This window comes from Comamonas odontotermitis (assembly GCF_014207855.1).
GTDB lineage: Bacteria > Pseudomonadota > Gammaproteobacteria > Burkholderiales > Burkholderiaceae_C > Comamonas > Comamonas odontotermitis_A.
Genome location: NZ_JACHKZ010000001.1, coordinates 24,762 through 45,467, shown reverse-complemented (window position 1 = coordinate 45,467; position 20,706 = coordinate 24,762). Strand labels below are relative to the sequence as shown.

The window sequence follows — 20,706 nt, the reverse complement described above, 5'->3', positions numbered from 1 at the left end:
AAATATGTGACAGATGGCCCTGGTATTTACCCTTGGTTGTGGGTTTTATCCGGGGCACAATTTCTCTGTGTTGATTCGCTGTAAAAACGATAGCTGAAGATGCCCGTTGTTCGTGCGCTACAGTGCAAATGCCAGGATCACGCGCCGGCTGTTGGCGCCTTTCTTCTCGGTCTTGCTGATGACGATGGCGCCGATCTCCGACGTATTGGCCAGATGGGTGCCCCCGCAGGGCTGAAAGTCCACAGCAGGCATGTCTCCCGTACCGTCGCCGCCAATGCGCACGGTGCGCACCCGTCCACTTCCGCGCGGTGGCTGAACGCTCATGCTTTTGACAAGGGCAGGGTTGGCGTCCAGTTCGGCATCGGTGATGGAGGAGATCTGCACCGGCAGCGCCTGGGCAACGATGGCGGCGAGGCCTGCGGTCACGGCGTCCTTGTCGACGGCTTCATTGGTCACAAAGTCGATGCGCGCCTGATCGGGTGTGATGGAGCAACCATTGACCAGGTGAGGCACCAGGTGGCAGAGCACGTGCGACGCCGTATGCAGGCGCATCAGCCGGTGGCGGCGCGACCAATCAATGGCGGCTGTGACCTGGTCGCCCGTTCGCAGTCCATGGTCTTGCTGCGCAGGCACATGCAGCACCAGGGGCAGGGGCTGGCCGTCTTCCGACTTGGCCTTGCGCGTATCGACAATGGCAATGCTGCGGCCATCTGCGCAGCGCAACAGCCCCGCGTCGCCAGCCTGGCCGCCGCCCAGCGGGTAGAACACGGTCCGATCAAGCACGATGCCGGCATCGGTCACGGCCAGTACGGTGGCGTCACAGGTTTGCAGGTAGCTGTCGGCGCGGAACAGCTCTTGGGTGGCAGGCAGCAGGGAGAGTGGCGAGAGTGCGGAAGATTCGGAATTCATTTCTGGCAGGGACGCAAAGAGACACATTGGAGACAGCCATGCTAGTGGGTTTGGCGTGCTCGGCTTGTCGCCTGTGCAAGCATGGCGGCGCAGGTAGCAGGCTGGTGCTGCTGGCTATAGCGAATACGTATCACAGCATTGGCGATTGATATTAGACAGCGCAGGTGGCACTACCCACAATCAGCCCAGAGTCGGCCCATAACCACCATTCGAGCATTAGGAGACAAAACCATGAGCGACATTCAACGCCGCCATTTTCTGACCACCCTGGCTGGCGCCGCCGCCACTGCGGGCTTGCCCCAATGGGCCCATGCGCAAGCGGCCTACCCGAACAAACCCGTGCGGGTGATCGTGCCCTTTGCGGCAGGCGGCACCACCGATGTGGTGGCGCGGCTGGTGATGCAGAAGATGGGCGAGCTGATGAAGGCCTCCTTCGTCATCGACAACAAGGGCGGCGCCAACGGCATGATTGGCACCGGCGAAGTAGCGCGTGCGCAAGCCGATGGCTACACCCTGCTGTTCAACACGGCGGGGGCGCAAACGCTCAGCCCGGTCATCTACAAGGCCAACTACGAAGCTGCCGCCAGCTTTGCCCCGGTGGCCAAGGTGTGCACGGTGGGTTTTGTCGTGATTGCACGCAAGGATCTGCCGGTCAATTCGATGCAGGAGCTGATTGCGCTGGCGCAGAACAAGGACAAGCCGCTCACCATCTCGTCGGGCAGCGCGATGATCAACCTGATCACCGAGCAGTTCAAGCATGTGATCAAGGCGCCGCACCTCATCAATGCGCAGTACAAAGGCACGAGCCCGCAGATGCAGGCCGTGGTGGCGGGCGAGGTGGATTTCTCGTTCGATTCGTTTGCCGCGGTGGAGATGATCAAATCCGGCAAGGTCAAGGCGCTGGGCGTGATCCTGCCGCAACGCGCTGCCTCCTTCCCCGATGTGCCCACGTTCAACGAGCTGGGCATCAAGGACATGGAGTTCAGCTCCTGGGCGGGCCTGCTGGCCCCCAAGGGCACGCCCAAGGAAGTCATTGCCGCCCTGTCGCAGAACATCGACAAGGTCATGCAGATGCCCGATGTGCTGGCCAAGCTCAAGCAGTACGACTACATCCCGGTCAAGACGACGCCAGAAGAGTTTGCCCAGCAGATCCAGGCCGAATCCGATCGTTGGAAAAAGGTGGTGAAGGACACCGGGTTCAAGATCGAATAAGCGCAGGCGCATGACTGGCAGGCGCGAGTTGCTATAAAAAAGAGAGTCGATGCCATTACGCTGACGCACCCAGCCCGGGTGCGTTTTATTTTGAGGCAGTTGCGCGCGGGACGGACTGGCGCGCCACACGAGCCCATAATCGCACCCCATATCTGTTCAAGGCCCCCTGCTGCGCTCAGGGCGCTTGCCTCTCTGGAGAACACCCATGCAAACCCCGATCAATACCTTCAAGCAAGCCATGGCGGCAGGCGAAGTCAAACTGGGCCTGTGGCTGGCGCTGGCCGACAGCTATGCAGCCGAGGTCAGCGCCGGTACTGGCTTTGACTGGCTGCTGATCGACGGCGAGCACGCTCCCAATGATTTGCGCAGCACGCTGGCGCAGTTGCAGGCCGTAGCCAGTGCCACGCAGGCTCTGCCGCCGGGCATACCCGCGCCGCACCCGATAGTGCGCGTGCCCACGGGCGATGCGGTGCTCATCAAACAGTATCTGGACATTGGCGCGCAAACCATTCTGGTGCCGATGGTCGATACCGCCGAGCAAGCCGCGCACCTCGCCCAGGCCATGCGCTACCCGCCGCAGGGTATTCGCGGCATGGGCAGTGCGCTCGCGCGCTCGTCGCGCTGGCAGGCCTATCCCAACTATCTGCACGAGGCCAATGCCCAGGTGTGCCTGCTGGTGCAGGCCGAAACGGTGGAAGCCATGAAGAACCTGGATGCGATTGCCGCCACGCCCGGGGTGGATGGTGTGTTCATCGGCCCGGCCGACCTGTCTGCATCGATGGGCCATGTGGGCAACCCCGGCCACCCGGAGGTGCAGGCCATGATCGCAGGCGCGATTGCGCGCATCCGCAAGGCGGGCAAGGCGCCCGGTATTCTGTCCACCAACAAGGCGCAGGGCGACAAATGGCTCGCCGCAGGCGCGCAGTTTGTGGCGGTGGGGGCCGATACCATGCTGCTACATGCCGCAGCCTGGCAACTGGTGGCCAGCTACCGGGGCACGGACGGCGCCGTCAAAAACACATATTGATAGGCTCAGCTGCGCTGTTGTGCGCATGAAAAAGCCACCGGCGCAAACCGGTGGCTTTGCTTTTTTTGCACTGCCCGTGCTCGTGCGTGTGCGCATGCGCGGGGCCAGCTTTTATTGCTTGCGTGCAGCAATGGCCTTTTCTGCCACTTCGACCAGATCGGCGCCCACTTGCTGCTTCCACTTGTCGTACACAGGGCGGGTGGCCTTCACAAAGGCATCGCGCTCGGCGGGGCTCAGCTGGGTCACGGTCACGCCGTTGGTGGCCAGTTCCTTGACCAGTGGCTTGTCGGCCTCGATCATGCCTTTGCGAGCGATGGCGATCTCTTCCTTGCCCGCCTCGATGGCGGCCTGGCGCACGATGTCCTGGTCGGCCTTGGTCCAGCTGTTCCAGATGTCCTTGTTGACGACGAAGATCAGCGGATCGTTGATGTAGCCCCACAGCGTCATGTGCTTCTGGCCCACGGTGTACAGCTTGGCAGCCTGGTACACGGCCACGGGGTTCTCCTGGCCGTCCACGGCGCCGCTGGCCATGGCAGGCTGGGCATCGGCCCAGCTCATCTGCGTGGGGTTGGCGCCCAGTGCGGTGAAGGTGTCTACAAACAATGGCGAGCCGACGACGCGGATCTTGAGGCCCTTCAGGTCAGCAGGCGTCTTGATGGCGTGCTTGGAGTTGGAGATTTCGCGGTAGCCGTTTTCACCCCAGGCCAGCGGCACCACACCGGCTTTCTCCAGGCGGGCAAACAGGCGCTTGCCGGGCTCGCCCTGCGTCAGCGCGTCGGCGGCAGCATAGTCGGGCATCAGAAAGGGCAAGGCGAACAGATTCAATTCCTTGATCTGGGGAGACCAGTTCAGCGTGGAGCCGACAGCCATGTCGATCACACCCTGGCGCAGCGCGGAGAACTCGCGCGTCTGGTCGCCCTGGATCAGCGACACGCCCGGGTAGAGCTTGATGTTGATGCGGCCCTGTGTGCGTTCGCGCACCTTGTTGGCCCAGATTTCGCCGCCCTTGCCCCAGGGGAAGGCGGTGCCCAGCACCAGCGACATGCGGTATTCGCTCTTGTAGTTGCCCTGTGCATGCACGGCAGGGGCAGCAAGGCAGAGCGCAGCAGCTGCGGCCAGCGTGGTGGCGAGGAATTGGCGGGTTTTCATCAGAAAGTCTCCTTGTTGAGATACAAAAAAGTGAGCGGCCAGCGCTTTTGGGATAAGCGCTTCCGCATGTTCTTATCAATAACCCAGCTTGGCGGGCAGCCACAGGGCGAGCTGCGGGAAGGCAATCACCAGCACCATCACGCAGAACATGGCAAACAGCATCCAGCCGACCCAGCGCACGGTAGATTCCATGCGCACGCCAGCGATGCGGCAGCTGACCATCAGGTTGACGGCCAGCGGCGGCGTGAACTGCCCCAGCGCCACCTTCAGGGTCAGGATCACGCCAAACCACACCGGATCCCAGTGGTAGTGCTGCATGATGGGCATGAGCAGCGGCACAAAGATCAGGAAGATGGAGATGCCGTCGAGGAACATGCCGACGGTGATCAGCATCAAGATCAGGAGCGCCATCACGCCCCATTCGCCCAGGCCCGAGTTGACGATGGCCGTGGTGATCGGATCGATCACGCCCAGCGTCGAGAGCGAGAAGGCAAAGATACCGGCGAGTGACACCACGATCAGAATGACGGCCGACAGCTCGCCCGCTTCGCGCAGGATCGGGAACAGATCGCGCAGGCCGATGGTGCGGTGGATCACCATGCCGACGAACAGGCCGTAGAAGACCGCGACCACAGCCGCTTCGGTCGGGGTGAACCAGCCCATGCGCATGCCGCCCAGAATCAGCACCGGCGCGGCCAGGCCCCAGGATGCTTCGCGCAGGCTCTTCCAGAATGGCGGGCGCGGCAGGCTCGACTCCAGCGCGCCCATCTTGTGCTTGCGCGACATCCACACGGCCGGAACGATCAGCGCCAGCCCTGCCAGCACGCCCGGAATCATGCCTGCGGCAAACAGCGCAGGCACCGAGGCGCCGGGCACCAGCACCGAGTAGATGATGAAGGCCACCGAAGGCGGAATCAGAATGTCCGTGGCCGCCGCTGCTCCCACCACGCTGGCGGAGAAGCTGCCGGGGTAGCCCGCGCGGCTCATGGCGGCAATCATCACGCCGCCAACGGCAGCCGCATTGGCAGGGCCAGAGCCCGAAATACCACCGAGGAACATGGCCACGGCAATCGCCACCAGCGGCAGCATGCCGGGGCCGCGGCCCACAATGGCAATCGCAAAATTGACCAGCCGCAGCGCAACGCCGGAGCGGTCAAAAATGGAGCCCACCAGCACGAACATCGGAATGGCGAGCAGCGGGTATTTGCCCAGGCCCGCATAGAAGTTCTGTGGCACGGCCAGCAGGCCGAACCATTGCGCGTCGGCATTGGCAAGCGCAATGGCCACAGCACCGGCCAACCCCAGTGCGGCGCCGATGGGAACGCCGATCAGCATCAACGCGATAAAGCCTATGAACAGGAGCGTGGCGATCATGCAAGCTCCTTGGTGGTGACCGTGCCTTCGCCGGTATCGTCCGCCGGCGCTTCAAAGCTGGCCTTGCCCTGGCGCGCGAACAGGCCGAGCGCGCGGAGCGTGATCAGCGCCGAAAAAATCGGCAGCCAGACGGAATACCACCACTGTGGCACGCCAATGCCAGGCGAGGTTTCTTCAAAGCGGTAATCGTCGTAGACCACACGGATGCTGAGCACGCAGATCAGTGCAAACAGCAACGCCACCATCAGCGCGCCAAAGCGGGCAAACGCCTTGCGGCGGCGAGCGTTGCCACGATCGGCAAAGTACTCGATGCGGATGTGCAGATCGCGTGCGACGGCGGCAGAACCCGCCACCATGGCCAGCAAAATCATCAGGAAGACGGAGATTTCCTCGGTCCAGGCAAAGGAGCCATCAGTGAAATAGCGCACGATGACATTGGCAAAGGTGATCAGCGCCAGCAGCGCCATGATGGCCACCGTGAGCCAGTCCTCCAGCCACAGGCCTTTGGCAGGTGGGGGCGTGGCGGGCGCAAGGGAAGAGGGGTCAGGCGCGGCGGCGCCGCCCGGACGGGAGGAGGAGGGTGGGGTCATAACAACCGGAATCCAAAAAGGCTCGGCAGAGCCAGACAAAACGCAGAGGCATGGAACACGAGCCGCCTTGTGGGCGAACCATCACAATCGGGTAGATCGGTTGCTGAACCAGCAAAAATTGTCTGGTGGGTAGACCAGTTGCCGCTGATTATGGCGCGGTTGCAGAGGGTGAAAGGCCATGAATTTCCCGCAAACGTTGCGCAGATGCACTGAAAGCACGGCACGCGTCGCCGCAGCGACCCATGGCGTCGCCGCAAAATGCGCCGCATCGACCGGGCCTGCGTGCGGCGTGTGGATAATGCGCGCATGGAAACCAAGTGGCTTGAAGATTTTGTGAGTCTGGCGGAAACGCGCAGTTTCAGCCGGTCGGCGCAGTTGCGCCATGTCACGCAGCCGGCATTCTCGCGGCGCATCCAGGCACTGGAATCCTGGGCCGGGGCAGACCTGGTGGATCGCAGCTCCTACCCGACGCGGCTGACGCCCGCAGGCAAGACCTTGTACAACCAGGCCATCGAAATCCTGCAGGCGGTGCAAAGCACGCGCTCCATGCTGCGGGTGCATGCCTCCTCCGGCAAGGACATCATCGACTTTGCCGTGCCACACACGCTGGCGTTCACCTTCTTTCCTGCATGGGTGTCGGGCCTGCGCAATGATTTCGGCCTGTTCAAGAGCCGCTTGATGGCGCTCAATGTGCACGATGCGGTGGTGCGTCTTGTCGAAGGCGGCTGCGATCTGCTGATTGCCTACCACCATGAATCACAGCCCATCCAGCTCGATCCGCAACGCTACGAAATGGTGAGCTTGGGCCGAGAAGCGATGGCGCCCTACTGCAAGCCGGGGCTTGACGGCCTGCCGCTGTTTCCACTGCCGGGCACTTCGGAGGTGCCGCTTCCATTTCTGGGTTATGCGCCTGGAGCCTACTTGAGCCGCGTGACCGATCTGGCGCTGAAGCAGGCCCCCGAGCCCGCCTATCTGGACCGGGTGTACGAAACCGATATGGCCGAAGGCCTGAAGGCCATGGCAATGGAAGGCCATGGCATTGCATTTCTGCCGCAAAGTGCGGTGAGGAAAGAGCTCAAGGCCAAAAAACTGGTGCGTGCCGACCACCCGAGCTCGGCGCAATGGGAAGTGGAGATGGATGTGCGCGTCTACCGCGAAAAACCAGTGTCCAGAGACTCGGTAAAAAGCAGCGCGCAGGCCCTGTGGGACTACCTGGCATCACGCAATCCTGCGCGCCATTCCTGATGTGGATGGCGCTATTTATTTTTCCGAATTGCAGGGTAATTTCTAATACGGTGCGCAGTCAATCTGTGCAATGCTTACGGATTGCTTACTTTTTGCAGGCCAGGTCTCAGGGTTTTCTTTGGAAAATGCTATGGATGATGGTGATGGGATTCAAATTGTTGAAGATATGTCAGCATGATCGCATCACATTAGCTTGGCCGGTGCACAATCGAGCGCGCGGGTTGTCGCATTGGTGTCTTCAGGGCTCTGATCGCGTGACTACAAACTGATTTTTCTGGAGGTCTGATGATGAAGAAACATTTGCTGGCTTTTGCAGTGGCAGCGGTAGCTGCAGGTAGCGCGTTTGCGCAAGCGGGTGACACCCTGGCGAAGATCAAGTCTTCCGGCAGTATCACCCTGGGCGTGCGTGAATCGTCGGGCCTGGGCTATACGCTGGGCAATGGCAAGTATGTGGGCTTCCATACCGAAATGTCGGAGCGCATTGCCGACGATCTGCAAAAGCAACTGGGCCTGGCCAAGCTGGAAGTCAAGTACCAGCCCCTGACCTCGCAGAACCGCGTTCCCCTGGTGCAGAACGGCACCGTGGATCTGGAGTGCGGCTCCACCACCAACAACCAGTCGCGTCAGAAGGATGCTGCTTTCGCATTCACCACCTACGTGGAAGAAGTGCGCATCGCCGTGAAGGCCAACTCGGGCATCACCGGCATCAAGGATCTGAACGGCAAGACCCTGGTGACCACCACCGGCACGACCTCGGTGCAGACCCTGCGCAAGAACAAGCGCGCTGATGGCCTGACCTTCAAGGAAATCATGGGCAAGGACCACGCTGACAGCTTCCTGATGCTGGAATCGGGCCGCGCCGACGCCTTCATCATGGACGGCTCCATCCTGGCTGCCAACATCTCCAAGTCCAAGTCGCCTGCTGATTACAAGATCGTTGGCGAAGTGCTGTCGGTCGAGCCCATCGCCTGCATGATGCGCAAGGATGACCCCGCTTTCAAGAAGGCGGTGGACGACTCCATCGTGCGTCAGATCAAGGACGGCTCGCTGGCCAAGCTGTACGACAAGTGGTTCATGCAGCCTATCCCACCTAACAACGTGAAGGTGGGCCTGCCACTGTCGGCTGCAACCAAGGATGCGTGGGAGCATCCAAACGACAAGCCGATGGAAGCCTACGAAGTCAAGTAAGCACACCTCACGGGTACCGCCCTTCCAACCCGCGGTTTGGAGGGGCGTTTTTGTTGGTACTGGTAATTGATAGTTGCGTGCCGGTGCCAAACATTGCTACAACGACAAAAAAAGAGGTGGTCCTATGAATTGGGATTGGCAAGTATTTTGTGAAGACACCATCGAGCGCCAGGTCGTGCAGGGCTGTTTCGGCAAGAACGGCGATATCACGTATCTGGATTGGTTGATGTCTGCATGGGGATGGACAGTCTCCGTGTCTCTGTGTGCGCTGGTGATCGCTTTGGTCGTCGGCTCAATCATCGGTACCCTGCGTACCCTGCCAGACCGGCCGTGGACAGTGCGTCTTGGCAATGCCTGGGTGGAGCTGTTCCGCAATGTGCCGCTGCTGGTGCAGATTTTCCTGTGGTACCACGTGGTGCCAGCCATCTTCCCCGCATTGAAGCAGGTACCCGGGTTCTTGCTGGTGGTGCTGGCGCTGGGCTTTTTCACCTCAGCCCGTATCGCCGAGCAATTGCGCGCTGGTATCCAGGCGCTGCCGCGCGGCCAGCGTTACGCAGGCATGGCGCTGGGTTTTACCACTTTCCAGTACTACCGCTATGTGCTGCTGCCCATGGCTTACCGCATCATCATTCCTCCGCTCACCAGTGAGGCGATGAACATCTTCAAGAACTCGTCCGTCGCGTTTGCCGTGTCGGTGGCAGAGTTGACCTTGTTTGCGATGCAGGCGCAGGAAGAAACCTCGCGCGGGATCGAGGTCTATCTGGCGGTGACGGGCCTGTACATGATCTCGGCCTTTGTGATCAATCGCATCATGGCTTTCATTGAAAAGAAGAGCCGCATTCCAGGCTTCATTGCTGCCGGCGGATCGGGAGGCCACTGAGATGAATCTGAATCTTGATTTTTCGTTCTACAACTGGGACCTGATCCAGAACTTCATCATCAAGGGTCTGGGTTTCAGCGTGATGCTGACGATCATTGCGACCCTGGGTGGCATCTTCTTTGGTACCTTGCTGGCGCTGATGCGCCTGTCGGGCAACAAGCTGCTCACGGTGCCCGCGACGATCTACGTCAACGGCATGCGCTCCATCCCGCTGGTGATGGTGATCTTGTGGTTCTTCCTGCTGGTGCCTTTGTTGATCGGCAAGCCGATTGGCGCTGAGCTGTCGGCCATCATCACCTTCGTGGCGTTTGAGGCGGCGTACTTCTCCGAAATCATGCGCGCTGGTATCCAGTCGATTCCGCGCGGCCAGGTGTATGCCGGCCAGGCGCTGGGCATGACTTACGGGCAGAACATGCGTCTGGTGGTGCTGCCACAAGCCTTCCGTAACATGCTGCCCGTGCTGCTGACGCAGACCATCATTCTGTTCCAGGATACTTCGCTGGTGTACGCCATCGGCGCCTACGACATGCTCAAGGGCTTTGAAGTGGCGGGCAAGAATTTCGGCCGTCCGGTCGAGGCCTATCTGGCTGCTGCCGTCCTGTACTTCATCATCTGCTTTACGCTGTCGTGGTTTGTGAAGCGTCTGCACAAAAAGATCGCCATCATCCGTTGATGCTGCAATACAAAGGATATCCAAATGATTGAAATGAAGAATGTCTCCAAGTGGTACGGCAGCTTCCAGGTGCTCAACGACTGCTCCACCAGCATCAGCAAGGGTGAGGTGGTGGTGGTGTGCGGGCCTTCGGGTTCCGGCAAGTCCACGCTGATCAAGACGATCAACGCGTTGGAGCCAGTGCAGAAGGGCGAAATCTGGGTCAACGGCACCGCAGTGCACGATCCCAAGACCGATCTGCCCAAGCTGCGCAGCACCGTGGGCATGGTGTTCCAGCATTTCGAGCTCTTCCCCCACCTGTCGGTGACCGAGAACCTGACCATCGCACAGATGAAGGTGCTGGGCCGCAGTGCAGACGAAGCCAAGACCCGTGGTCTGAAGATGCTGGACCGCGTGGGCCTGATGGCACACAAGGACAAGTTTCCTGGCCAGCTCTCGGGTGGCCAGCAGCAGCGTGTGGCCATTGCACGCGCTCTGTCGATGGACCCAACCGTCATGCTGTTTGACGAGCCCACTTCCGCGCTCGACCCCGAAATGGTCGGTGAAGTGCTGGATGTGATGATCGGTCTCGCCCACGAAGGCATGACCATGATGTGCGTAACGCACGAAATGGGCTTTGCCAAGAAGGTGGCCAGCCGCGTGATCTTCATGGATGTGGGTGGCAAGATCCTCGAAGACTGCAGCAAGGACGAGTTCTTCGGCAACCCCGATGCCCGTCAGCCTCGTACCAAGGACTTCCTCAGCAAGATCCTGCAGCACTGATTCTGCGCGGCTTCAAAAACAGAGCTGCCAGCGTTTATCTTGTTTGGGTTTTGGATGAAAATCATCAAAACTCATGACAGGAGCGCGCTGGCAGCTCTTTTTTTATGAGTGATTGGCGCTAGCCTGCGCGCAGGAGCGCATGGACGGGTGGTGCGCAGGGTTTGCGCATCTCACTGCGCAAAGCCATGGTCGCGGCGCGAGGAGATCGTGGACACATTCTCAGTTGTCGAACTTGTCGCTGGGGTAGCGCAGCATGTCGGTCAGCAGGTAAGACATCGGCGTATTGAGGTTGAAGCGCTTGCCCGGCAGCGGCGATTCAAACCATTTCTTGTAGAGGCGGGCGATCTCCTGGTTGCTCGCCATGGCCCGCATTTCTTCGTCAAACACCTTCTTCATGCGGGCGTCGCTCTCGCGCATCATCAGCGAGAGGGGCTCGATCGACATCAGCTTGCCGACGATCTTGAACTGCTCGGGCTTGGCCGCCTGTGCACGGTAGGCGGCCAGCAGCACGTCGTCCATCAACCAGACATCGGCTGTGCCGTTCTGCACCGCGTTGAAGCAGTCCTGGTGCTGCAGGCATTCGGAATGCGCTATCTTCAGGCCGCTGCTCAGTGCGCTGCCCAGGGTCTTGAAAGAAGTGGTGCCCTTGGTGGTAATTACGCGCTTGTTATGCAGGCCTTCCATATCGTTGATCTTGCTGCTGCCCAATGTGAGCATGCGAACGCCCGCCATGTAGTACGGAATGCTGAAAGCCACCTGCCGGGTCTCGCGTCGCTCCTTCGTGTTGGTGGTATTGCTGCAGTCCACATCAATATCGCCGCTGGCCAGATCGGTAAAGCGAGTCTGGCCGTTGATGGCGCGGTAGCGGATATCGAGCTGCGGCAAGCCCATGCTCTGCTGCAACCTGGCAATGAGCGCCTGGCAGATCTCGATGGCATAGCCCACCGGCTTTTTCGAGCCTTCCATTTCATAGGAGAACGGAAGGCCGTCAGGGCGGTAGCCCACGGTAATGGTGTGCGTATCTTTGATTTTGTCCCAGTTGCCCGATGCCGGGGCCTGGGCAAAACTGGTGCCGCCGATCGCCAGTAGCAAGATCGCAGGCAAGAGGTTTTTTTGGAACATTTTGTCAAAACTTTGACTAATTTTCACTGTGATGGATGATACGCATCGGCTGCAGTCACCTCATGAGAGCCTTCCCTAACTTTCGAGCAGAACTTCGGCAGCACGCATTCAGGTGCGATGCTCTGGTTTGCATGTGACCGGGATATGACCGATGCGACAATGTCGGGATGAGCACCGCACACCCCACCCTCTCCTTGACCCGCCCGGACGACTGGCATATCCACCTGCGTGATGGCGCGGCCCTGGCCACCACCGTGCCGCACGCGGCGCAGCAGTTTGCACGCGCCATCGTCATGCCCAACCTCAAGCCGCCGGTCACCACGGCCGCTTTGGCGCAGGCGTACAAGGAGCGCATCCTCGCGGCGGTGCCGCAAGGGCTGTCGTTCGAGCCGCTGATGACGCTGTACCTGACGGACAATCTGGCGCCCGAAGAGATTGCGCGCGCCAAGGCGGCAGGCGTGGTGGCCTGCAAGCTCTACCCGGCCGGCGCCACCACCAACAGCGACCATGGCGTGACCGATATCCGCAAGATCTACCCCACGCTCGAAGCCATGCAGCGCGCAGGCATGCTGCTGCTTGTGCATGGTGAAGTCACGAGCAGCGACATCGACCTGTTCGACCGAGAAGCGGCCTTCATCGATCAGCACATGATCCCGCTGCGCCGCGATTTCCCGGAGCTGAAAATCGTTTTCGAACACATCACCACCAAGGAAGCTGCGCAGTACGTGGAGGACAGCGACAGCCACACCGGCGCCACCATCACCGCGCAGCACCTGCTCTACAACCGCAATGCCATCTTTACCGGAGGCATTCGCCCGCATTACTACTGCCTGCCGGTCTTGAAGCGCGAGGTGCACCGCCAGGCGCTCGTGAAGGCAGCCACCAGTGGCAGTCCGAAGTTTTTCCTGGGTACCGACAGCGCGCCGCATGCCGCGCAGCTGAAGGAGGCTGCCACTGGTTGCGCCGGTTGCTACACCGCGCACGCTGCCATCGAGATGTATGCCGAGGTGTTTGACAATGCGGGTGCGCTCGACAAGCTCGAAGGCTTTGCCAGCTTTTACGGCCCCGACTTCTACAACCTGCCGCGCAACACGGACCGCATCACCCTGGCACGCCAGAGCTGGACGCCACCCGAGGCCTTTGCGTTTGGCGAAGCAGAGCTCAAGCCCCTGCGCTCGGGCGAAGCCTTGCCCTGGAAGCTCGTGACTGCCTGAGGCAGTTCACTACTAAAAGATGAGTTTCTGCGCTTGCCAGCCGTGCCTTGGCGGCCTGTTTATCCTCAGAGCGCTTTGAATCCGGCAGTGCAGTCCATCTGGTCGGCTCTGGACTGGAGTGCTCCCTGGCTGGCGCCATACCGTGGCTTGGCTTCGCGTGTGCAAATGCTGTCTGCCAACCCGGAAAACCGGGTAGCGGACGTGCTCAACCAGGTGGGAGACTGCGGCCGGCGTTTTGTGCCGCAGACCGATCTGCCCGATGGCGAGGCCTACGAAGCCTACATTGCCCGCACCGGCTGCGTGCCTACCCGCGAGCACCTGCACGACGCGCTCAATGGTCTTGTCTGGCAGCGCTTTCCTCGCACCAAGGCACGGCTCAATGCCTGGCAGGCGCAGGCCATTGCACAGCAGGGCGTAGGCGCGCAGCGCGGCGCATTGCGCGATGCGCTCACCCTGTTTGACGAAAACGGCGCTGTATTGCTGGCCCCGGAGCCGCTGTGGCAGGCGCTGCAGGCGCGCCAGTGGCGACGCCTCTTCGTGGAACTGCGGCCGCTGTGGTGCGATGCGCAACTGGTTCTGACGGGCCACGCGCTGCTTGAAAAACTGACCCAGCCGAGAAAACCAATCACCGCACATGTTTTTTGCCACCCGTTTGCCGCAGGCTTGGGGGACAATATCGACACAGCCATCGCACAAGCCCTGGACGCAGCGCCGCTCGCGACCAAACCATTTACACCACTGCCAGTGTTAGGTGTTCCAGGGTGGAGCCAGGAAAGCGAGAACTTTTCCTTCTACGATGACTCTTGCGTATTTCGCGCGGCACGACTGCCAAAACCTTGATAACAACACCAGTCGATGTCAGAAAAAGGCGGGTAAGGTCTTGAATTACCGAAACTTTGCCTCAATTAGCGATCAGTGCGTTCCCCATATTGGAGAAACCCCTCAATGAAACGAATTTTTCTATTTTTGCTGACCAACGTCGCCGTCGTGGTGGTGCTGGGTATTGTTGCCAGCCTGCTGGGCGTCAACCGTTACCTCACGGCCAACGGCTTGAACCTGGGCGCCCTGTTGGGCTTTGCCTTCATCATGGGCTTTGGCGGTGCCATCATCTCGCTGCTGATGAGCAAGCCCATTGCCAAGATGAGCATGGGCGTCAAGATCATCAACCAACCTGCCAATGCGGACGAAGCCTGGATTGTGGAAACCGTGCGCCGTTTTGCCGACACAGCAGGCATCAACATGCCTGAGGTCGGTATCTACGAAGGCGAGCCCAACGCCTTTGCCACGGGTGCATTCAAGAACTCCGCGCTGGTGGCGGTCTCCACCGGGCTGCTGCAGGGCATGACGCGCGAAGAAATCGAAGCTGTGATCGGCCACGAGGTGGCTCACGTTGCCAATGGCGATATGGTGACCATGGCGCTGATTCAGGGCGTGATGAATACCTTCGTAGTCTTCCTCTCCCGTGTCATCGGCTATGCGGTTGACTCCTTCTTGCGCCGCAACGACGAAGAAAGCTCCGGCCCCGGCATTGGCTACATGATCACCACCATCGTGCTGGACATCGTGTTTGGCTTCCTGGCTGCCATCATCGTGGCCTGGTTCTCGCGCCAGCGGGAGTTCCGCGCGGACGCCGGCGCGGCCCAACTGATGGGCCGCAAGCAGCCGATGATCAACGCGCTGTACCGTCTGGGCGGTATGCAGCCCGGTGTACTGCCTCAAAGCATGCAGGCCATGGGTATTACCGGCGGCCTGGGCAAGCTGTTCAGCTCGCACCCTCCTATTGAGGAGCGTGTTGCCGCACTGCAAAACAGCCAGGCGCAATAAGCTGCTCGCCAGCTCTTTCTCAAAAGCACTGCCAAGGCAGTGCTTTTTTTATGGCGCCGTAGCATCTGCTCATGATGAATGGCTGTGCGCAAGAGCGATGTGGACACTGGTGCCGGTCTGTAGGCTGCGGCTTTTACCAAGGGTTTACGCGCGGCTCACGCAGCGTTAAGGCGGGCTTTTTGTAATAGGCTTCATCGCAATGACTGAAGGTGCACCATGTCGCACACCCTTACCCCCTGGCGCTCGGCGGCGCTCTGCGCCGGAGCCCTGGCGGCCGCCACGTTGATGACCGGCTGTGTCGTGGCGCCTGCCGAGCCGCATTACTACGGCAATGCCGGAGCTGTGGTTATCTCTCCCGAGGCGCCTCCGCCCATGCAGTATGAGCCAGTGCCCGTGGCGGTAGCGCCGGTGGCCACCCAGATCTGGATTGGAGGCTTTTGGGATTGGAGTGGGGGGCGCTATGTGTGGCGCGAGGGCAGGTGGGCCACGCCGCCGCACCGTGGTGACCATTGGGTACCCCGCGAATGGGTGCGTGGCCCACGTGGCTGGCAGGCGCGCGGCGGACATTGGGAACGACGCTGAGCCTTTGCAAACCCAGACCATCAAAAAGACCTCAGCCAGAGGTGGTCAGCGGATCGAGTAGTTCAGCTGAAACATCAGTGCAGACTTGCCCAACAGATTAAGCTGGCCGCCCCAGTGTTCGTCGAAGTTCCAGCCCAGCGCGGGAATGGCTGTGAGGCCCCAGCCGTTCTTGTTGTTGAGCGGGATTTTCTTGTGGTACGGGTATTTGTAGCCGTGAATCACGCCGCCCGTCAGCTTGAAAAACAGCTGTGGCGTGCCAGACAGGGGTCTGAATTGCCAGCCGTAATAGGCATATTGGCTGGGTTGGCCAAATGAATTGCTGAAATATGCAAAACCTGCGACCTGGCGCTCATCGAGCTGTTTTTCGGCATTGACCAACCACACATATTTGTGTTTCTCGTCATCGGGCTCGTAATCGTGCTCTTTTTTGGCGTCAGAGAAGTGGTAGGTATAAGGCGCGTAGCCAAATGTCCACCCAGACAATGCAGAGCCACCGCCGGCGCTGAGGCTGTCTGTATCGGCGGCGCAGGCCATATTGGAGAGTGCACACAGGAGCGCTGCGCCCAGGCAGGAGTTCAACGTGCGTAGGATGGAGCCAGCCATGAAAAACCTTCAGCAATATCTTCAGTCAGAACAATCCAAAATTGTAGGATGGGCCTGCGAAGGGTGGTCAATATTTGTGGTGCAAAGGCTGCGATAGTGTAAAAAGCAGTTTTTTTAAGGAATTCTTAAGCCTGTTTGCGCGAGATTAATAAGTAGAAAATCCGCAACTTGCAAGCGCGTAGCATTCAATAAAAAAGCCACCCGAAGGTGGCTTTTTTCATATTATTAAATCTCTACACGATTTCTCTCAGAGAAAGCTGCTGCATTGATATTGGCGGCGCTTTTACCGTGCGGGGTGGCGGCGGCTCATCAACGCCCCCACGAGACCCATGATGAGGGCCGTGAGCAGCAGCGCAAAACCTCCGAGGCCGGGAACTGGCGCTGGTGTCTTGATCACCGGAGCAGTCCAGGAGACATTCAGCACGTTGGAGGTGATCGTATTGTTTGACGATACAAAGGATGCCTCTATGGCATCACTGCCAACGCCGCCGTTGCCCAGGTAGCTGAAGTTTGCTTTCCCATTGGCGTCGGTATTTGCCGTAAAGGTCTGGCCGGCATTGGGGCCGGAGGTGACCGTGAAGGTGACGCTGATGTTGGGCTGCGGTGTGCCATTGGCATCGGTAATGACTGCCTGTACTTCATGAGAAGTGCCCACAGCATGTGTGTCCACGGTCTGGCTCAGAGCAATCTGCAGCACTGGAGCGGTCCAGGTGACATTCAGCACGTTGGAGGTAATCGTATTGTTGGAAGAAACAAAAGATGCCTCGATCGCGTCGCTGCCTACACCACCGGTTCCCTGGTAGCTGAAGTTGGCTTTCCCATTGGCGTCGGTATTTGCGGTAAAGGTTTGGCCGGCATTGGGGCCGGAGGTGACCGTGAAGGTGACGCTGATATTGGGTTGAGGGACGCCATTGGTGTCGGTGATGACGGCTTGCACATCATGGGTAGCACCCACTGTGTGGGTGTCCACCAGCTGGCTCAGCAGGATGCCCGAACCAATGATCGCCGGGGTTGAGCTTTGGAAGTAGGCAAAGAAGATGTTGTCGTCCGAGGACGCGTTGACGGTGTAGGTAGAGATGGCCGTCGTGCTGGAGGTGAGGAACGGCAGCAACGAATACAGTTCGTCGTCGGAGCGGGCATTGGTTGCCAATGCGAGCGGATCTGCAGGGTTGTCATTGCTGTCGCCGATTCCGCCCACCGTGAGCAGTGCGCCATTGGCATGCTCGCCATCGTCATCACCTCCTGCAGAAGAGGTGAGGGTCTGGCCATTGATTTGCACCATGCTGTTCTGGTTTGTGGAATTTTCCTGATAGCCGAAGGAAATTCCCAACCCCATATCCAATTGGGCACCCGGCACGGTTGGGTCAATAGGACTTGCCAGTGTCACGTTGAAGGTATCGCCTGCAGATGATTGCGCCCCGAAGTTCAGCAGGACGCTGGAGTCCTTGGTCTGGCTCGGGTCATCAAACACCACAACGAGCACACTGCCGTCCACTCGGAAGCTCGTGGCGACGGACTCATTGACGACGATGTTGGACAGACCGACCGCAGCGGCGTCAATGATGGGCTTGACGACAGAAGTGACGTCTGCGCGGTAATTGCTGATGCCGATCACGTTGCTCAGAACGCTTTCGGTCCAGGCAATGGGCTGGCCTGCCAGCGAGATGCTGTTGTCGGCCAAGGTGGCTCCGGGGCTTCCAGCCGTCATCAGGAACGCGATCTTGACGGTGGAGGTTGCACTGGGTTTGTTGACGCGGATGTTGCACTCATCGGCTGAGGTGCCGCAACCGTCCACCGAGAGCCCGAGTTTGCCAGTTGCGCTATAGAAATTGACCAGCGCAGCATGGGCTGGCGCGCCTGCCATGCATGTTGCTGCGACAATAATAGCAATTAAATAAAATAATTTATATTTTATAAATTCCTTCAATTTGCCATTCGATGAAGTTGTTGTGATGGGCATGTTGCTCGGCTCCCTTGCTTGTGACTACTCACATTAAGTGTACATTCGCACACACTTGATCTAAATTCGATAGAGCTATTTGATCAACAACTAAAAAACATTAAATTTAATTTTGTGTTAGATATAACTAGTGACTTCTATTTCGTGTAGCGATTGAATGCGAAGACACGCCTTTGCCTGTCAGGCAAATTGCATGGAAGGGCAAGAGGCGAGATAACCCGGCAAGGCGTTGGACTGCCGCGGGATGGTTTGATGTGTGCCTTAGCGAGCAGGCCCGCTTCACTTGGGCCGATGTCAGCTTTTGTATTTGCTTAGGTAGCGATCAGTACCTGCAACGCACCCCAGGCGCGCCGCCTGAAGCGACGAGCATGAAAGCTGCTGGTTGGCTGGAACTATCAGAAAACAAGTCAATAGCAAGGCTGCATATGCGCGGGCACAGGGGGGAGCAAGGCGTGCAAGCCTGGCATATGGGTTGCGCCAAAGCGCCCCGGCATTGCACCGGGTTCGCGCGGCCTGGTTGCTGCAACTGTTTTTACAGAGCCCCGCCGGAGCCCCGCGCGCCCGATGAAGGCACAGGCAGGCCCAGAATGTCGCAGGCCACGGCCTCACCGACCTTGATGCCATCCACGCCCGCCGACAGGATGCCGCCCGCATAGCTGGCGCCCTCACCGGCCGGGTAGAGGCCGCGGGTGTTGTCGCTCTGAAAATCTGCCCCCCGGCCAATCTTGACGGGAGAAGAGGTGCGCGTTTCCACGCCGGTCAGCACGGCGTCTGCCATGTCGTAGCCGCGGATTTTCTTGCCGAACGCGGGCAGGGCTTCGCGCATGGCTTCGATGGCATAGGCCGGCAGGGCCTGGTGCAGATCGCCCAGGCTGATGCCGGGCTTGTACGAAGGCTGTACGGCTCCGAATTCAGTGGATGGATTGCCTGCCACAAAATCGCCCACCAGTTGGCCTGGCGCGCTGTAGTTGCGGCCCCCCAGCGCATAAGCTCTGGATTCCAATTGGCGCTGCAGCACAATGCCAGAGAGCGGATGATGCTCACCTTTTGGTAGCTTTTCCACGCCATAGGTCTTGCCGCCAAAGGCCCAGGCAAAGCTTTCGGCATCCTGCGGGTAGTCTTCCGGGGTAATGGCGCAGACCATGCCCGCGTTGGCATTGCGCTCTGCGCGCGAATACTGGCTCATGCCGTTGGTGACCACGCGCTCAGGTTCGCTGGTGGCCGCCACCACGGTGCCACCGGGGCACATGCAGAAGCTGTAGACAGCGCGGCCGTTTTTGGCATGGTGCACGAGCTTGTAATCGGCAGCGCCCAGCAGCGGGTGGCCTGCGTCTTTGCCCCAGCGCGCGCGGTCGATCACGCTTTGCGGGTGTTCGATGCGAAAGCCCACCGAGAAGGGTTTGGCTTCCATGGCCACGCCGCGCTCATAGAACATGGCGAACGTGTCGCGCGAGCTGTGGCCCAGCGCCATCACGGCATGGCGGGCGGGCAGGGTGTAGCTCTCGCCAGTGGCCTGGTTCAGCACCTGCAGGGCAGTGAGCTGTCGCTGTACGTCTTCGCCATGAGGGGCAGCATCAATCACCACATCGGTCACACGCTGTTCAAAGCGGATTTCACCGCCCAGGCGGATGATTTCCTCGCGGATGCCTTCCACCACCTTCACCAGCTTGAAGGTGCCGATGTGCGGATGGGCGGCGTACAGAATTTCGGGCGGCGCGCCGTGTTCGACAAACTCCGTCATCACCTTGCGGCCCAGGTGGCGCGGGTCCTTGATCTGGCTGTAGAGCTTGCCGTCCGAGAAGGTGCCAGCACCGCCTTCGCCAAACTGTACGTTTGATTCGGGCGTCAGCTCGCGCTTGCGCCACAGACCCCAGGTGTCCTTGGTGCGCTCGCGCACCTGCTTGCCGCGCTCCAGCACGATGGGCTTGAATCCCATCTGCGCCAGCACCAGGGCGGCAAAGATGCCGCAGGGGCCAAAGCCGACCACCACCGGGCGCTCAGCCAGATCGGCAGGCGCCTGGCCTGCGGGCTTCCAGGCCATGTCCGGGGTGGGGTTCACGTGCGAATCGTCCGCAAATTTCGCCAGCAGCTGCGCGTGCAGGGCTTCATCGGCCAACGTGACATCGACGATATAGACCGCCAGCAGTGCAGATTTGCGGGCGTCAAAGCTGCGCTTGTGCACATGCAGGCTGGCAATGGCCTGGGCGGGAATTCCCAGGCGCTCGCTCGCCAGCTGCGTGAGCTTTTCCGTGGGAGGGAATTCGGTGTGGTTCTCGGGGTGGTAGGGCACCGCCGCGAGGGGGAGTTTGAGTTCTGCGATCCGGATCATGGCTTGTACCTATCAAGCAAGGCTGGGGATGGTACGGCAAAGCCTGCATGGGCGGCGGCGGTG

19 protein-coding genes are annotated in these 20,706 nt (G+C 59.9%); 11 read left to right on the top strand and 8 right to left on the bottom strand.

Annotation, left to right across the window (positions count from 1 at the left end; all coding sequences use genetic code 11):
* Positions 1-117: 117 nt before the first annotated feature.
* The gene (locus HNP33_RS00195; protein WP_184704048.1) at positions 118-909 is read right to left on the bottom strand and encodes an alanyl-tRNA editing protein; all 792 of its coding nucleotides are present in this window, start codon (positions 907-909) and stop codon (positions 118-120) included.
* A 231-nt stretch (positions 910-1,140) separates the two neighbouring features.
* On the opposite strand from HNP33_RS00195, the gene HNP33_RS00190 reads away from it, so the two are divergent.
* Positions 1,141-2,121 (top strand): Bug family tripartite tricarboxylate transporter substrate binding protein, encoded by a 981-nt coding sequence (locus tag HNP33_RS00190; RefSeq protein WP_184704046.1) that lies wholly within the window; start codon positions 1,141-1,143, stop codon positions 2,119-2,121.
* A 205-nt stretch (positions 2,122-2,326) separates the two neighbouring features.
* On the top strand, positions 2,327-3,148 hold the full coding sequence (locus HNP33_RS00185; RefSeq protein ID WP_184704044.1) for an aldolase/citrate lyase family protein: 822 nt from the start codon (positions 2,327-2,329) through the stop codon (positions 3,146-3,148).
* 111 nt (positions 3,149-3,259) lie between these two features.
* On the opposite strand, the gene HNP33_RS00180 is transcribed toward HNP33_RS00185, so the two are convergent.
* The 3 genes from HNP33_RS00180 to HNP33_RS00170 all read right to left on the bottom strand — a co-directional run bounded on the left by HNP33_RS00180 (position 3,260) and on the right by HNP33_RS00170 (position 6,261).
* Entirely contained in the window at positions 3,260-4,297 is a 1,038-nt protein-coding gene (locus HNP33_RS00180) for a DctP family TRAP transporter solute-binding subunit (protein ID WP_184704042.1), read from the bottom strand.
* 75 nt (positions 4,298-4,372) lie between these two features.
* Complete coding sequence (locus HNP33_RS00175) at positions 4,373-5,671, bottom strand: TRAP transporter large permease (protein ID WP_184704040.1); 1,299 nt, start codon at positions 5,669-5,671, stop codon at positions 4,373-4,375.
* Entirely contained in the window at positions 5,668-6,261 is a 594-nt protein-coding gene (locus HNP33_RS00170) for a TRAP transporter small permease (RefSeq protein ID WP_184704038.1), read from the bottom strand. Before HNP33_RS00170 ends, HNP33_RS00175 begins: the two co-directional genes overlap by 4 nt.
* Positions 6,262-6,567: 306 nt before the next feature.
* Here HNP33_RS00170 and HNP33_RS00165 point away from each other — a divergent pair, with 306 nt between their 5' ends.
* The 5 genes from HNP33_RS00165 (at position 6,568) to HNP33_RS00145 (ending at position 11,009) form a co-directional block, all read left to right on the top strand.
* On the top strand, positions 6,568-7,506 hold the full coding sequence (locus HNP33_RS00165; RefSeq protein ID WP_184704037.1) for a LysR substrate-binding domain-containing protein: 939 nt from the start codon (positions 6,568-6,570) through the stop codon (positions 7,504-7,506).
* Positions 7,507-7,794: 288 nt separating this feature from the next.
* Positions 7,795-8,694, top strand: coding sequence for a transporter substrate-binding domain-containing protein (locus HNP33_RS00160; RefSeq protein WP_184704036.1), 900 nt, complete (start codon positions 7,795-7,797; stop codon positions 8,692-8,694).
* Between the two features lie 124 nt (positions 8,695-8,818).
* Complete coding sequence (locus HNP33_RS00155) at positions 8,819-9,574, top strand: amino acid ABC transporter permease (protein ID WP_184704035.1); 756 nt, start codon at positions 8,819-8,821, stop codon at positions 9,572-9,574.
* A gap of 1 nt (position 9,575) precedes the next feature.
* Entirely contained in the window at positions 9,576-10,247 is a 672-nt protein-coding gene (locus HNP33_RS00150) for an amino acid ABC transporter permease (RefSeq protein WP_184704034.1), read from the top strand.
* Positions 10,248-10,271: 24 nt separating this feature from the next.
* The gene (locus HNP33_RS00145; RefSeq protein ID WP_184704033.1) at positions 10,272-11,009 is read left to right on the top strand and encodes an amino acid ABC transporter ATP-binding protein; all 738 of its coding nucleotides are present in this window, start codon (positions 10,272-10,274) and stop codon (positions 11,007-11,009) included.
* A gap of 219 nt (positions 11,010-11,228) precedes the next feature.
* Here HNP33_RS00145 and HNP33_RS00140 read toward each other — a convergent pair whose 3' ends face one another.
* The gene (locus HNP33_RS00140; protein ID WP_184704032.1) at positions 11,229-12,131 is read right to left on the bottom strand and encodes an amino acid ABC transporter substrate-binding protein; all 903 of its coding nucleotides are present in this window, start codon (positions 12,129-12,131) and stop codon (positions 11,229-11,231) included.
* A 167-nt stretch (positions 12,132-12,298) separates the two neighbouring features.
* Here HNP33_RS00140 and pyrC point away from each other — a divergent pair, with 167 nt between their 5' ends.
* The 4 genes from pyrC (at position 12,299) to HNP33_RS00120 (ending at position 15,751) form a co-directional block, all read left to right on the top strand.
* Positions 12,299-13,345 carry a dihydroorotase gene (gene pyrC / locus HNP33_RS00135; RefSeq protein WP_184704031.1) on the top strand — a complete coding sequence of 349 codons (1,047 nt, stop codon included), beginning with the start codon at positions 12,299-12,301 and terminating at the stop codon, positions 13,343-13,345.
* A gap of 96 nt (positions 13,346-13,441) precedes the next feature.
* A complete protein-coding gene (locus tag HNP33_RS00130; RefSeq protein WP_184704704.1) occupies positions 13,442-14,185 on the top strand; it encodes a DUF3025 domain-containing protein in 744 nt (247 codons plus the stop codon).
* A gap of 105 nt (positions 14,186-14,290) precedes the next feature.
* Complete coding sequence (gene htpX, locus HNP33_RS00125) at positions 14,291-15,169, top strand: protease HtpX (RefSeq protein ID WP_184704030.1); 879 nt, start codon at positions 14,291-14,293, stop codon at positions 15,167-15,169.
* A 216-nt stretch (positions 15,170-15,385) separates the two neighbouring features.
* Positions 15,386-15,751 carry a YXWGXW repeat-containing protein gene (locus HNP33_RS00120; protein WP_184704029.1) on the top strand — a complete coding sequence of 122 codons (366 nt, stop codon included), beginning with the start codon at positions 15,386-15,388 and terminating at the stop codon, positions 15,749-15,751.
* 45 nt (positions 15,752-15,796) lie between these two features.
* Here HNP33_RS00120 and HNP33_RS00115 read toward each other — a convergent pair whose 3' ends face one another.
* The 3 genes from HNP33_RS00115 to HNP33_RS00105 form a co-directional block, all read right to left on the bottom strand.
* Positions 15,797-16,354 carry a hypothetical protein gene (locus HNP33_RS00115; protein WP_184704028.1) on the bottom strand — a complete coding sequence of 186 codons (558 nt, stop codon included), beginning with the start codon at positions 16,352-16,354 and terminating at the stop codon, positions 15,797-15,799.
* Positions 16,355-16,637: 283 nt separating this feature from the next.
* A complete protein-coding gene (locus HNP33_RS00110) occupies positions 16,638-18,218 on the bottom strand; it encodes an Ig-like domain-containing protein (protein ID WP_184704027.1) in 1,581 nt (526 codons plus the stop codon).
* A gap of 628 nt (positions 18,219-18,846) precedes the next feature.
* The gene (locus HNP33_RS00105; RefSeq protein WP_184704026.1) at positions 18,847-20,643 is read right to left on the bottom strand and encodes an NAD(P)/FAD-dependent oxidoreductase; all 1,797 of its coding nucleotides are present in this window, start codon (positions 20,641-20,643) and stop codon (positions 18,847-18,849) included.
* Positions 20,644-20,706 lie beyond the last annotated feature (63 nt).

Bases quoted from the DNA above. Each gene is read 5' to 3' on its own strand.
- pyrC (WP_184704031.1), top strand. From the start codon at position 12,299: ATGAGCACCGCACACCCCACCCTCTCCTTGACCCGCCCGGACGACTGG.
- HNP33_RS00145 (WP_184704033.1), top strand. From the start codon at position 10,272: ATGATTGAAATGAAGAATGTCTCCAAGTGGTACGGCAGCTTCCAGGTG.
- HNP33_RS00115 (WP_184704028.1), bottom strand. From the start codon at position 16,354: ATGGCTGGCTCCATCCTACGCACGTTGAACTCCTGCCTGGGCGCAGCG.
- HNP33_RS00195 (WP_184704048.1), bottom strand. From the start codon at position 909: ATGAATTCCGAATCTTCCGCACTCTCGCCACTCTCCCTGCTGCCTGCC.
- HNP33_RS00110 (WP_184704027.1), bottom strand. From the start codon at position 18,218: ATGGCAGGCGCGCCAGCCCATGCTGCGCTGGTCAATTTCTATAGCGCA.
- HNP33_RS00165 (WP_184704037.1), top strand. From the start codon at position 6,568: ATGGAAACCAAGTGGCTTGAAGATTTTGTGAGTCTGGCGGAAACGCGC.
- HNP33_RS00150 (WP_184704034.1), top strand. From the start codon at position 9,576: ATGAATCTGAATCTTGATTTTTCGTTCTACAACTGGGACCTGATCCAG.
- HNP33_RS00155 (WP_184704035.1), top strand. From the start codon at position 8,819: ATGAATTGGGATTGGCAAGTATTTTGTGAAGACACCATCGAGCGCCAG.
- HNP33_RS00120 (WP_184704029.1), top strand. From the start codon at position 15,386: ATGTCGCACACCCTTACCCCCTGGCGCTCGGCGGCGCTCTGCGCCGGA.
- HNP33_RS00160 (WP_184704036.1), top strand. From the start codon at position 7,795: ATGAAGAAACATTTGCTGGCTTTTGCAGTGGCAGCGGTAGCTGCAGGT.
- HNP33_RS00170 (WP_184704038.1), bottom strand. From the start codon at position 6,261: ATGACCCCACCCTCCTCCTCCCGTCCGGGCGGCGCCGCCGCGCCTGAC.
- htpX (WP_184704030.1), top strand. From the start codon at position 14,291: ATGAAACGAATTTTTCTATTTTTGCTGACCAACGTCGCCGTCGTGGTG.
- HNP33_RS00190 (WP_184704046.1), top strand. From the start codon at position 1,141: ATGAGCGACATTCAACGCCGCCATTTTCTGACCACCCTGGCTGGCGCC.
- HNP33_RS00105 (WP_184704026.1), bottom strand. From the start codon at position 20,643: ATGATCCGGATCGCAGAACTCAAACTCCCCCTCGCGGCGGTGCCCTAC.
- HNP33_RS00180 (WP_184704042.1), bottom strand. From the start codon at position 4,297: ATGAAAACCCGCCAATTCCTCGCCACCACGCTGGCCGCAGCTGCTGCG.
- HNP33_RS00140 (WP_184704032.1), bottom strand. From the start codon at position 12,131: ATGTTCCAAAAAAACCTCTTGCCTGCGATCTTGCTACTGGCGATCGGC.
- HNP33_RS00185 (WP_184704044.1), top strand. From the start codon at position 2,327: ATGCAAACCCCGATCAATACCTTCAAGCAAGCCATGGCGGCAGGCGAA.
- HNP33_RS00175 (WP_184704040.1), bottom strand. From the start codon at position 5,671: ATGATCGCCACGCTCCTGTTCATAGGCTTTATCGCGTTGATGCTGATC.